This window comes from Citrobacter sp. Cpo142 (genome assembly GCF_030332425.1).
Classification (GTDB): domain Bacteria; phylum Pseudomonadota; class Gammaproteobacteria; order Enterobacterales; family Enterobacteriaceae; genus Citrobacter; species Citrobacter portucalensis.
In genome coordinates, this window is the sequence record NZ_JAOWHW010000017.1 from 1 (window position 1) to 12,254 (window position 12,254).

Genomic DNA, 12,254 nt, shown 5'->3' on the forward strand with positions numbered 1-12,254 from the left:
ATGGCTCATGATGTCCCTCTGGGATGCGCTCCGGATGAATATGATGATCTCATATCAGGAACTTGTTCGCACCTTCCTTAATAGCCGGTAGATAGGGCTTTTATCAAATCTTATCTGGTATACATTAAACTTTAGGGATGAAAATGAAGGCTAAATATTTGGCGCTGATGATCGGTGCTTGCTTTTCTCATAACCTTTGGGCAGCAAATAATATCACTATTGAGCAGCGTCTGGCTGAACTGGAGCAACGTGTTGTTAATGCCGAAAAACGGGCATCCGATGCTGAGGCGCAAATTCGCTCGCTGAAGCAGCAGCAGGTCGCTGCTGCGCCGACGGTGAATGTCCAGTCTGCCGAGCCGATTGCAGCAGGTGAAACTCCGCCTAAGCTGACATTATCTGGCTTCAGCGATATTAAGTTCTATGGCGATGTCGAATTTAATATGGATGCGGCAAGCCGTTCCGGTAGCCTGACATCGACGAGAACATCAGCGAATAAAGATTGGGCACCAGGAACCAATGAACGCTGGGATATTAACGGACGCCTGTTGCTGGGCTTTGATGGTTACCAGCGGCGGGACAACGGTAATTTTGCAGGGTTCTCGGTACAGCCTCTGGCGGACCTGACCGGAAAAATGAACCTCGATGATGCCGTTTTCTTCTTTGGTCGTGAGAATGACTGGAAAATTAAGGTTGGTCGTTTTGAAGCCTACGATATGTTCCCGCTGAATCAGGATACGTTTGTTGAATATTCGGGGAATACAGCGAACGATCTCTACAGTGACGGTTACGGCTATATCTATATGATGAAAGAAGGACGGGGACGTAGCGACAGCGGGGGTAACTTCCTGCTGAGCAAAACCATCGACAACTGGTATTTCGAAGTTAACACATTGCTGGAAAATGGCAGTACGTTATATACCGAGAAGCAGTACCACGGAATGGATTTAACCAACGATAAAAACGTGGCTTACGTCCGTCCGGTTATCGCCTGGCAAAACGGGCGTTTTTCAACGGCGATAGCGATGGAAAGTAACGTCGTTAACAACGCCTACGGCTATTACCAAAATGGGACGTGGATCGATCAGTCAGATCGTACGGGCTATGGTTTTACCATGACCTGGAATGGTCAAAAAACGGACCCGGAAGATGGCGCAGTGATTAACCTGAATACCGCCTATATGGATGCGACCGATGAGACAGATTTTACCGCTGGGGTGAATGCGTTGTGGCATCGATTTGAACTGGGTTATATCTATGCGCATAACAAAATCGAAGCCTTCAATGCTACCAATATCGATACCGTTTGTGAGGACGATTGCTGGATCACCGATCCCGGCAATTATGACATTCACACTATTCATGCCTCATATTTATTCCCCAATGTGATGGATATGAAAAACTTTAACATCTATCTCGGTGCCTATGCTTCATGGGTAGAGGCCAATCCGACTAATGGTGATAACAGCGAAGATGCGCGTTACGGCGGGCGTCTGAGATTCAAATATTACTTCTGATTGTAGGTCTAATAAAAAAGGGATCCGCAGATCCCTTTTATCAGATAGTTAGTGTGCGCCACCACCACCGCCGCCCGCACCGAAGGGCGGTTTGGCGAACCACACCAGGCCAAGCAGGACCAGGAATATCCCCGCCGACATCCAGAAGATTTCGTTAGCGGAAATAATCAGCCCCTGATTGGTGATCTGCTGAGCTATCCAACCTGAAGCCTGCTGGTGCGTCATCCCTAAATCCTGCAGCTTATCGTACATAGCCTGTGCATTTGGGTTGTAGGGGTTAACAGATTCCGTTAGCTGAGCATGGTGCAGCGACTCGCGGTTCGTCCACATTGTCGTCGTAATCGATGTACCGATGGAACCTGCCAGCGTTCGCGTAAAGTTCGACAAGCTGGATGCCGCCGCCAGACGTTCAGGCGGTAAACCGGACAGCGTAATGGTGGTTAGCGGCATAAAGAAGCAGGCTACCGCGAACCCCTGAATAAACTGCGGCCAGGCCGATGCGCCAAAGCCCATACCCGGCTCGAACGTCCACGCACGCCAGTAGAAACAGACGGCGTACATAATAAAACTGAACGTCACCAGCCGACGCATATCCAGCTTGTGCGCGAAGCGGCCGATAATCGGCGACAGGATCACCGGAATCACCCCAACCGGCGCTGACGCCAGACCAGCCCAGGTTGCCGTATAGCCGTATACCTCCTGCAACAGCTGCGGCAGCAGGACGATTGCGCCGAAGTAGAGCATATAGGCCAGACTGATACACAGACAGCCGATGGTAAAGTTGCGCGACTTAAACAGCGAAAGATCGACAATGGGGTGCTCGTCGGTAAGCTCCCAGACGATCAGGAAGCTGATAGCGATAACGGCGACCACCGTCAGGATGATAATCTCCTGCGAGGCGAACCAGTCCAGCTCTTTGCCGCGGTCGAGCATAATCTGTAAACTGCCGATACCGATGACCAGCAGTGCCAGACCAATGGCGTCAATGCGCCGCTGCTCGGTTTTGGTTTCTCGACCGCGCAGGGTTTGCAGGGTCATCAATACCACTACAGCACCGATTGGCACGTTGATAAAAAATATCCAGCCCCAGTGATAGTTGTCGCTGATATAGCCCCCAAGAATAGGACCACATATCGGGGCAACAATCACCGTCATCGACCATAGCGCGAGGGCGATGGAACGCTTGGCGGGTGGATAGTTATTCAGCAACAGGCTCTGTGACAGCGGAATTAATGGACCGGCAACAATACCCTGGATTACGCGGAAGAAAATCAGCATGTTCAGGCTGGTGGACATCCCGCATGCCCATGACGCAATGACGAAGGCGATAGTTGACCACATAAAGAGTCTTACTTCGCCAAAGCGTTTTGCCAGCCAGCCGGTGATCGGAATAGAGATAGCGTTCGCCACCCCGAATGAGGTGATCACCCAGGTTCCCTGGCTCAGTGAAGAGCCGAGGTTCCCGGCGATAGTGGGGATCGCCACGTTAGCAATGGTGGAGTCCAGCACCTGCATGAATGTCGCCAGGGACAGCGCGATCGTCATAATGACGAGCTGCGCGCCTTCCAGCGGTTTTTGCTGTTGCATCACACGCACCTTTGAATTAGCCCGCGTTGGCCCGCACGATCTCTTCGATCATCTTATTGACCGGAGCAAGGTTGATTTCACGTGCATTACTTTCTGATACCGGCGTGGTACGAACCTGGCTTGCCAGAATTTGTCCGTCACGATTTGAGGTATCTACCGTAACCAGCGTAGACAAACCAATACGTAATGGATGCTGTGCCAGTTGCTGCGCATCCAGTTCGATACGTACCGGCAGACGCTGGACGACTTTGATCCAGTTGCCGGTTGCGTTCTGCGCTGGCAGCAGGGAGAAGGCGCTGCCCGTACCCATATCGAGACCGACAACTTTACCGGTATATTTTACGTCATCGCCGTAAATATCGCTGATAACGGTCGCCGGTTGGCCGATACGCATGTGCGCGAGCTGTGTTTCTTTGAAGTTGGCATCTACCCACAGGTTAGTGGCCGGAACAACCGCCATCAGCGGCGTGGTTGGGCTAATTTGTGCACCAGGCTGTACGGCGCGACGGGATACATAACCGGTCATTGGGCTGACAATTCTGGTACGTTCCAGCGCCAGCCAGGCATTGCGCACTTCGGTAGCAGCCTGTTGCACAGCGGGTTGATCTTCCAGCTTGCTACCCAGAATCATCGCCTGGTTAGCATTATATTGTTGGATTGCGACATCAAGCTGGGCCTGAGCGCTGGCGACGGCATCACGAGCGTGTTGCAGCTCTTCGCGGCCAATCAGGTTGGCATTGCCCAGCGGAACTCGGCGATTAAAGTCGCTTTGTGCCTGCGCCAGTGCGGTTTTCTGCACTTCAATGCTTGCCTGTAACTGCTTGCTGTTGATCATCAACTGGTGCGTCTGACGCACGCTGGAAGCCAGCGCAGTTTTGGCTTTTTCAAATGCCTGCTTTGCATCTGTCTGGTCGAGGGTGACCAGCACATCGCCTTGTTTTACAAAGTCAGTGTTATCAGCCCAGACTTTCGTCACGCTGCCTGATACCTGAGCCATGATTTGAACCTGGTTCCCTGCCACGTACGCATCGTCTGTCTCTTCGACATGACGAAGTACTAAAAACCAATAAATCCCATATGCCACGGCAATGATAATAAAGAGCAAGGTCAGAAGGAGCAGCATACTTTTACGTTTGCCATTCTTCTTGACCGGTTGCTGCGGGGTTTGAGTCTCCGCATTTGCGCTCATGTTGTTCTCCACGATCTTATTTTTTTCACATCGGCTGAGCCGACCTGTTTATCAGACAGGCCAGCAGTATGCGTGCTGGCCTGTCGGTTTTTTCATTTATAAATCTGGATTTCTGAGCGAGTCGGCGCGTTAGCGCAGCGCTTCTAACACCGCGCCATCCTGCTCCATCTGATCAAGACGGGTCAGAAGTTTACGGGTAATTTGCTCAAGCTGATCTTTTTCGGTGGTGCTAAGAGACGACCAGAGCTGATGCAGGCAGTTATGCTGAGGCGGTAACACCTCTTGCAAAAAAGCATGGCCTTTCTCGGTCAATTGCAGATGCAGACAGCGGCGATCGTTATCGCTTTCACGACGTTCGATCCAGCCACGTTTTTCTAACTCATCCGCAATGCGGGTAGCGTTAGTGCGTGACGAGCCAAGCGCGCAACTCAGTTCAGAAGGCTGAATACTGTGGTTTTCCTGAGACTCCAGCGTAATCAACGCCATAAACAACGTCTCGTTAATCCCTTGAGCTTTCAGCATCTTATTGCGGTTTTCCAGCAGCTTGCCCTGCATGTGCATGCATAGGCGAGTCAGAAGCACTTCCTGATAAGGGAACTCTTCGTAGCGGCTGGCGCGAAATTTTAGCATTTGTTCAATGGGCGTAAACGAACTATCCATTTGGGTATAACCTCATTAATTTCAGCCGATATAGTAACGACAGTGACAAATAAAGTAAATGTATTATTTCTTTAAAATGATTGTTTTTATCTATAAGCCAACAAGCATTTTCCAGGCTAATCCATAGCCCAGAGCACTCAGTAACGTTGGAATGATGATGCTGCGGGTCTTATAGAAGCTTGCGCCCAGTATGACAAACCCCACCAGCGTAGGCACGAACCGACGAGCGTCGTGCATAACTTCTGGCGCGGTAGACACCACCAGCAGGGCGCAAATAGATGCAATGCCAATAGTGTCGAGTAATATGCCCGTCGCGCCGCGCTTCGTCGGGCGAACATTGCCGACCCCAAGACGGAGTGGCAAATAGCGAAAACAGTAATTAACGCAGCCGACCAACAGGCCAAGCAGCAGAACCTCATAGCTCATCAGGACCTCCCTGCCAAAATGACTGGATGAGCGCCGTCAGGCATCCACAGACAATACCTGCAAGGATAGCGGCAGGGATGGAAAACAGCATCACGCCAGCCAGCGCCCCGGCCAGGGAGGCAGTCACGCAGAGCGCTTGTTTACGTTGGAATGACGCGAGCAGGAAGCTCATAAACAGCGCCGGGAGCATGAATCCCAGTGCCGCTTCAACCGCCGGGTAATCCTTGAGTAAACCACTGCCGGAAAACGCACCGATCACCGTACCAAACACCCAGGAGGCCCAGGAGCACAGTGCGATGCCGATCATCCAGTTTTCACTCCAGCGCCGATTATCCCGGACCAGTTTTGCCGTTGCGGCGGCAAAGACTTCATCGGTAAGGCCAAAAGCCCACAGTGCACTTTTGGGTTTACTCAGTCGCTGGGCTATTCGGCTGCGCAGGGAAGGGCCGTACAAAACATGGCGGACATCCATGGCCATGACGGTCAGCGCGGCGACCCACAGCGAACTGCCTGCGGCGAGCATGGTGGTAATGACAAACTGGCTGGCCCCCGCATAGATAATGCAGGAGAAAAAGACGCTTTCAACCGGCGTGAAGCCAAGGCGAGTGGCATTGAGACCAAATGCAAAAGCGACCGGAATATAGCTGATGACTATTGGCAGGCTGTCTTTGAATCCTTCCGTTAACGTTGCCGAACTGGATTCAGACTGGGGTACAGGGTGTTCCATAGGGTTATAGGTTTCATTACCGAAATTAATATAACTTGGTTCAATGAGTTATAACCTTAGCAGACTGATGGGCTCCTTAACACCCTGTGGAGCCCAATCAGCGGTAAACATGCGCTATACGCTTAATTTACGGCTTCCTGACGGTGAAAGCCTCGCCACCAGACCAACAGGTTGAGTATGGCAACGGTCGTACCCGCCAGGCAAACGCCAGCCCACCCGGCATGCTGCCAGGCGGAGGCTGAAATCAGTGAACCTGCCGCTCCGCCAATAAAATAGCTGGTCATGTATCCGGCGGTCAGGCGATTACGCGCGTCAGGATGGATGCGATAGATAACCGTCTGGTTGGTGATGTGTACTCCCTGAACGGTGAGGTCCAGCACCAGAATACCGATAATCAGCATGGGGACGGAAGCGTGCCCAAGCCAAATAGCAAGCCAGGAGAGCAGCAGTAATAGCAGCCCCATAGTTGTGGTCAGGTGGGATTTACCCTTATCGGCAAAACCGCCTGCCGGACGTGCGCCTAGCGCCCCTGCGGCACCCGCCAGACCGAACAGACCAATCATTCCTTCCGAATAGTTAAACGGCGGCGCGGCGAGCAAAAACGCCATCGAGGTCCACAGAATACTGAAATTGGCAAACGTCAGGCAGCCCAGCATCGCGCGGGTACGCAGCAATTTATCGTGAATAAACAGACTGAATACGGAGCCTAACAGCTGCGGATAGTTAAGATGAGTATCGGATTTCATCTTCGGCAGGCCGCGCCACAGTGCAACCGCCATCAGCGCCATTAATACCGATGCCACCCAAAATACGGTGCGCCAGCCGCCAAGGTTCGCCAGTAATCCTGCCACGGTGCGCGCCAGCAGAATACCCAGTAGCAGGCCGCTCATAATCGTACCGACGACCTTCCCGCGCTTGTCTGGCGTGGCAAGCGTTGCCGCCAGCGGAACCAAAATCTGTGCCACTACCGAGAACAGCCCGGTCAGGGCAGTACCGAGAATCAGCATACCCAGCGACTGGCTGCTGGCGGTGATCAGCATGCCGCCAGCCGCGAGCAACGTCATGGAGACAATCAGCATCCGGCGTTCAAACATATCACCGAGCGGTACTAAAAACAGCAGGCCGGCGGCGTAGCCGAGCTGGGCCGCGGTGACGATAAACCCGGCGGTACTGGCAGATAGCGAAAAGTTACGCGCAATGGTGTCGAGCAACGGCTGCGCATAATAGTTACTGGCGACGGCGAGGCCGGTGGCGATAGACATTAACAGGATTAGCGAAGGGCTAAGTCCCTGAGTGGTTTTCGTCATTGTTTTCAACTGAGTAATGGGTTGCAGAAAACAATCATAACGGAAGTGATTAAATGTTGCTGATTTGTTGGGTGATGGATTGTGCGATTTAGGTGAGATAGAGGGAGGTAGACCGGATAAGACACATCGCGCCACCATCCGGTATTGGCATAGTTACAGTGCCTGATGAGACTACGCTCATCAGGCCTGCGAGCCGGTTATTTCTGCGCAGCCAGCGCTTCGTTCACCCAGCCGTCAAACTGCTGCTGGTGGGCTTTGATCCAGCCGTCAACGTGACCCTGCACGTCGGCTTCAGACGCTTTCCCGTCGTGCATCATCGCGTTCTGCGCGTTGATATCCGCCAGCGGCAGCTTCATGATGGCAAACAGTTTCGCCGCAGCCGGGTTTTTCTCCGCCCAGGCTTTATTGGCGACAATATGCATAGTGTTCACCGGGAAGCCGTAGTTGGCACCGTTTGGCAGTTTGGTATCAATATCTTTCTGCTCGCCTGGCAGGGAAGAGAACGGTACCTGCAGCCAGACCACATCTTTACCCGGCTTCATTACGTCGCTGACCCAGTACGGTGTCCAGGTGTAGTAAAGAATGGGTTTACCTTCTTTGAAGCGGGTAATGGTGTCGGCCATCATCGCCGCATAGTTACCGTGGCTGACCTCGACGGTTTTTTCCAGATCGAAAGCTTTGTTCTGGTGGTTGATTACTGCTTCACAGCCCCAGCCCGGTGAACAGCCCATCATATCGGCTTTTCCGTCACCGTTGGTGTCAAAGATTTTGGCGATCTTCGGATCTTTTAACTGGGCGATATTGGTGATTTTATACTGCTCAGCGGTTTTCTTGTCGATCAGATAACCCTGTGCGGCACCTGTAACGAATACCCCCTCGCGATAAAACTTTTTGTCTCCGCCCGCAGCGGCGTACATATCATCATGCAGCGGCTGCCAGTTCACGGCGGTAAAAGTTGCATCGCCAGAGGCAATGGAGGTATAGCCGACGTTGTAGTCAACTTCGCTGGTTTTGTTAACGGTGTAACCCAGTTTCTCCAGCGCACGGGCGACTAACTGCGTCTGGAAGGATTCTTCAGAGATAGTGCTCTGGATTGGCTGTACGGTGATGCCTTTGCCCGGCAGGTCGGCAGCGAAAGTGCTGGTGGAGACAAGGGTGGCAAACGCTGTGGCAATAATTATTTTCTGTCGCATCGTTGTTCCTTAATTATTGGAGGGACGTATAGGCCCGGTAAGCATGCGCCACCGGGCAACGGGTGAATTACTTCGTGAATGGGCGAGTGATAAGCCCAATGGGACCGGTGGTGTACCAGCGACGGTTGCCACGACTACGCGAGTCGCGACCGACGGCCTGCGTCAGGCGGTCGAGAATGATTGCGAGGATCACAATCCCAACCCCGCCGACGGTGGCAAGCCCCATATCCAGACGACCGATTCCGCGCAGAACCATCTGGCCCAGTCCGCCGACGGCAATCATCGACGCGATGACGACCATTGAGAGCGCCAGCATCAGCGTCTGGTTAACCCCAGCCATAATGGTGGGCATTGCCAGCGGGAGCTGCACTTTAAACAGCATCTGACGCGGGCTGGCGCCAAACGAGCGCGAGGCTTCAATCAGATCGGCTGGCACCTGGTTAATCCCCAGAATAGTCAGACGCACGATTGGCGGCAGGGCGAAGATAATCGTCACCACTACGCCCGGGACGTTACCAATACCGAAAAGCATGACAATCGGCACCAGATAGACAAACGCGGGTGTGGTTTGCATGGCGTCCAGCAGCGGGCGAACAATTTTTGCTGCTCGTGGACTGCGCGCCAACCAGATCCCCATCGGCAGACCGATAACCACGCAGAACAGCAACGCGGTCAACACCAGCGCCAGGGTTATCATGGCCTGCGACCACGCGCCGATGGCACCGATGGCAATTAAGGAAATCAGCGTAGCAACGCCCATCCCCACGCCGGAAATCTGCCAGGCAATCAGCGCGAACAGGATAATCGCTACCGGGGCTGGCATACCTAACAGCAGCTGTTGAAAGCCGTTGAGAATGTAATCCACCGGGACACGAATGCCCTGGAAGACCGGACGGAAATGGGTAACGACCCAGTCGATCCCCTCTGTGACCCAACTGTCCAGCGGGATCAGCGTCTTATGGAACGGATCCATAATATTGAAATGCTCTGGTGCCGGCGCGGGTGCGCTGGTCAGCCAGTCCGCGCCACCACCGTCAGTGGGTGCGCCTGATGGCGTACTCCAGGCATCAGCATTTTGTGCGGCACTGTCGGCCGCTGGTGTGGTGTCCCACGGATTAGTTTGATCAGCCATTGTTTACCCCCTCACGATCTAAAGCCTGTAACAGCATGCGTTTTGAAATGACGCCCACATACTGCTGTTCCTCATCTACAACCGGCACCGCGCACGGGGCCTGACCGACATGAGAAAGCAACTCGCTGAGAGGGGTTTGTGCATCTACGGCTAACGGCTCATCGATCAATGCCGCTTCAATACCTTGCGCCTGACTTAACGCTGTTTTTAATGAGTCGATAGAGACAACGCCAACGAATTTATTGCCGCGTTCGATCACGTAACCATATTCGCGATCTTTGTCCTGCAATAATTGCAGCGCCGAACGTGGACCCACCCCGGGGTTTTTACGAATTAAACCTTCGGGACTACGGCGTGAAATATCTTTCGCGCTAAAGACCTGGCTAATATCAACGCCACGGAAGAAGGTGCGTACATAATCATTGGCCGGATTATTCAGGATTTCATCCGGCGTACCGACCTGGACCACTTCACCGTTTTGCATAATGGCAATTCTGTCGCCAATACGCATAGCTTCATCGAGGTCGTGGGAAATAAAGACTACGGTACGTTGATGTTTCGCCTGTAGCTTTACCAGCTCATCCTGCATCTCGGTACGAATTAACGGATCGAGGGCTGAGAAGGCCTCATCCATTAATAAGATGTCAGGGTTAATGGCTAATGCGCGGGCGAGGCCCACACGCTGGCGCATCCCCCCGGAAAGTTCATCCGGGTAACCGTGAGCATAATTCTCCAGACCAACCTGGCGCAACGCATCTAACGCTTTTTCACGACGTTCATCCGCACCAACACCGGCTAATTCCATGCCGAATGCCGTATTGTCCAGGACCGTCATGTGTGGCATCAGGGCAAAGGACTGGAACACCATCGCAATCTTTTTTCTGCGCACCTCGCGAAGCTCAGCATCGGATATCCGGGCGATGTCTACGCCGTCAATCAATACCTGCCCGCGGGTGGGTTCAATCAGGCGATTGAGAAGGCGTACCATTGTGGATTTACCCGAACCGGATAATCCCATGATGACAAATATCTCGCCTTCTTCAATGGCCAGACTGGCGTTCTTAACGCCAAGCGATAGCCCCGTTTTATCCAGAATCTGCTCTTTTGAAAGTCCTTTTTCAATATATTTGAAGGCTCTCTGGGGATGCTCTCCAAATATCTTATAGAGATTTTTAACTTCTAATTTAATTGCCATGCAATAGAATGATTCCTGTTATTTGTTTATATCGATATATTACCTGATGGAAATAGTGACCTTTTTCTACCCTAACATACTGAGAATCTGAGACAACCCTGAATTTGGTTGTGGCATGAATATTGCCGAAGGCCAGGCGGCGGGACTTCCCGTGATATAAGGGCTGAGCGCGAATGCGGGCGGGTTAATATTTTTTGTAAATGCCAATGAAAAATCGCCTGAATTGCTGGAATGCAGGCGAATAATGCGGCTGATATTGAGTGTAGATCACACAATTATATTTGCACGACAAAAGTGTGATCCTGTTAAAATATTTCCGCGAAAAATATACGGTATTTCCCGCAGAATTGATTGCTAGAAATTCCAGTCGTCGTCTTCGGTTTCGACCGCTTTTCCCATCACATAGGATGAGCCAGAACCCGAGAAGAAATCGTGGTTTTCGTCAGCGTTGGGCGACAGCGCGGCAAGGATTGCCGGGTTAACCTCCGCCATTTCAGGTGGAAATAGCGCTTCATACCCCAAATTCATCAATGCCTTATTGGCGTTGTAGCAAAGGAAGGCTTTGACGTCATCCACCCAGCCTGTTTCTGCATACAATTCTTCCGTATAGCGCGCTTCGTTATCATACAATTCCATCAGCAGATCGAAGGCAAAGTTCTTTAACTCCTCGCGTGCGGACTCGGAAATATGCTCCAGACCTTTTTGATATTTATAACCAATGTAATACCCATGAACGGCCTCATCACGAATAATCAGGCGAATAAGATCGGCTGTATTGGTCAATTTTCCGCGGCTGGAAAAATACATCGGTAACCAGAAGCCGGAATAGAACAGGAAGGATTCCAGAAACACGCTGGCAATTTTCTTCTTCAACGGTTCGTCGCTGGCGTAATGTGCCAAAACGATCTGCGCCTTGCGCTGGAGTGGGGTATTTTCTTCACTCCAGGCGTAAGCTGCATCCACATCTTTGGTCTGGCAAAGGGTGGAGAAAATAGAGCTGTATGAACGGGCGTGCACCGCCTCCATAAAGCTGATATTCGACAGCACCGCCTCTTCATGCGGTGTTAACGAATCAGCCATTAACGCTGGTGCTCCGGCAACATTCTGAATGGTGTCGAGCAGCGTCAGCCCGGTAAAAACGCGGATTGTTAGCTGTTGTTCGGCGGCGTTCAACGTTTGCCAGGCCGGAATGTCATTGGAGAGCGGGACCTTTTCCGGGAGCCAGAAGTTACTGGTCAGACGGTTCCATACCTCAAGATCTTTATCATCCTCAATCTTGTTCCAGTTGATGGCGCTCACGCGGGATAATGTCATTTTCTCCTCC

Annotated in this window: 11 protein-coding genes; 1 reads left to right on the forward strand and 10 read right to left on the reverse strand. The window is 52.2% G+C overall.

What is annotated here, in order from left to right; all coding sequences use genetic code 11:
• The first annotated feature begins 143 nt into the window (after positions 1–143).
• Positions 144–1,514 (forward strand): carbohydrate porin, encoded by a 1,371-nt coding sequence (locus OGY18_RS00115; protein ID WP_279275554.1) that lies wholly within the window; start codon positions 144–146, stop codon positions 1,512–1,514.
• 48 nt (positions 1,515–1,562) lie between these two features.
• Here the strand turns inward: OGY18_RS00115 and emrB are convergent, their stop codons facing one another.
• From emrB to nrdF, 10 genes are all read right to left on the reverse strand, one after another.
• Entirely contained in the window at positions 1,563–3,101 is a 1,539-nt protein-coding gene (gene emrB / locus OGY18_RS00120; protein ID WP_286551145.1) for a multidrug efflux MFS transporter permease subunit EmrB, read from the reverse strand.
• 16 nt (positions 3,102–3,117) lie between these two features.
• Positions 3,118–4,290, reverse strand: a complete 1,173-nt coding sequence (emrA, locus tag OGY18_RS00125; RefSeq protein ID WP_003825968.1) for a multidrug efflux MFS transporter periplasmic adaptor subunit EmrA — start codon at positions 4,288–4,290, stop codon at positions 3,118–3,120.
• A 129-nt stretch (positions 4,291–4,419) separates the two neighbouring features.
• Positions 4,420–4,950 carry a multidrug efflux transporter EmrAB transcriptional repressor EmrR gene (emrR, locus tag OGY18_RS00130; RefSeq protein ID WP_003037300.1) on the reverse strand — a complete coding sequence of 177 codons (531 nt, stop codon included), beginning with the start codon at positions 4,948–4,950 and terminating at the stop codon, positions 4,420–4,422.
• A gap of 90 nt (positions 4,951–5,040) precedes the next feature.
• Positions 5,041–5,376, reverse strand: coding sequence for an L-valine transporter subunit YgaH (gene ygaH, locus OGY18_RS00135; RefSeq protein WP_003825969.1), 336 nt, complete (start codon positions 5,374–5,376; stop codon positions 5,041–5,043).
• The gene (locus tag OGY18_RS00140) at positions 5,366–6,103 is read right to left on the reverse strand and encodes an AzlC family ABC transporter permease (RefSeq protein ID WP_191219714.1); all 738 of its coding nucleotides are present in this window, start codon (positions 6,101–6,103) and stop codon (positions 5,366–5,368) included. The genes ygaH and OGY18_RS00140 overlap by 11 nt, the downstream gene beginning before the upstream one ends.
• A gap of 122 nt (positions 6,104–6,225) precedes the next feature.
• On the reverse strand, positions 6,226–7,410 hold the full coding sequence (locus OGY18_RS00145) for an MFS transporter (protein ID WP_079938777.1): 1,185 nt from the start codon (positions 7,408–7,410) through the stop codon (positions 6,226–6,228).
• Between the two features lie 197 nt (positions 7,411–7,607).
• On the reverse strand, positions 7,608–8,603 hold the full coding sequence (proX, locus tag OGY18_RS00150) for a glycine betaine/L-proline ABC transporter substrate-binding protein ProX (protein WP_043017315.1): 996 nt from the start codon (positions 8,601–8,603) through the stop codon (positions 7,608–7,610).
• A 67-nt stretch (positions 8,604–8,670) separates the two neighbouring features.
• On the reverse strand, positions 8,671–9,735 hold the full coding sequence (gene proW / locus OGY18_RS00155; protein WP_008785611.1) for a glycine betaine/L-proline ABC transporter permease ProW: 1,065 nt from the start codon (positions 9,733–9,735) through the stop codon (positions 8,671–8,673).
• The gene (gene proV, locus OGY18_RS00160; RefSeq protein ID WP_003825980.1) at positions 9,728–10,930 is read right to left on the reverse strand and encodes a glycine betaine/L-proline ABC transporter ATP-binding protein ProV; all 1,203 of its coding nucleotides are present in this window, start codon (positions 10,928–10,930) and stop codon (positions 9,728–9,730) included. The genes proW and proV overlap by 8 nt, the downstream gene beginning before the upstream one ends.
• Positions 10,931–11,284: 354 nt before the next feature.
• A complete protein-coding gene (nrdF, locus tag OGY18_RS00165) occupies positions 11,285–12,244 on the reverse strand; it encodes a class 1b ribonucleoside-diphosphate reductase subunit beta (RefSeq protein ID WP_063940983.1) in 960 nt (319 codons plus the stop codon).
• Between the last annotated feature and the right edge of the window lie 10 nt (positions 12,245–12,254).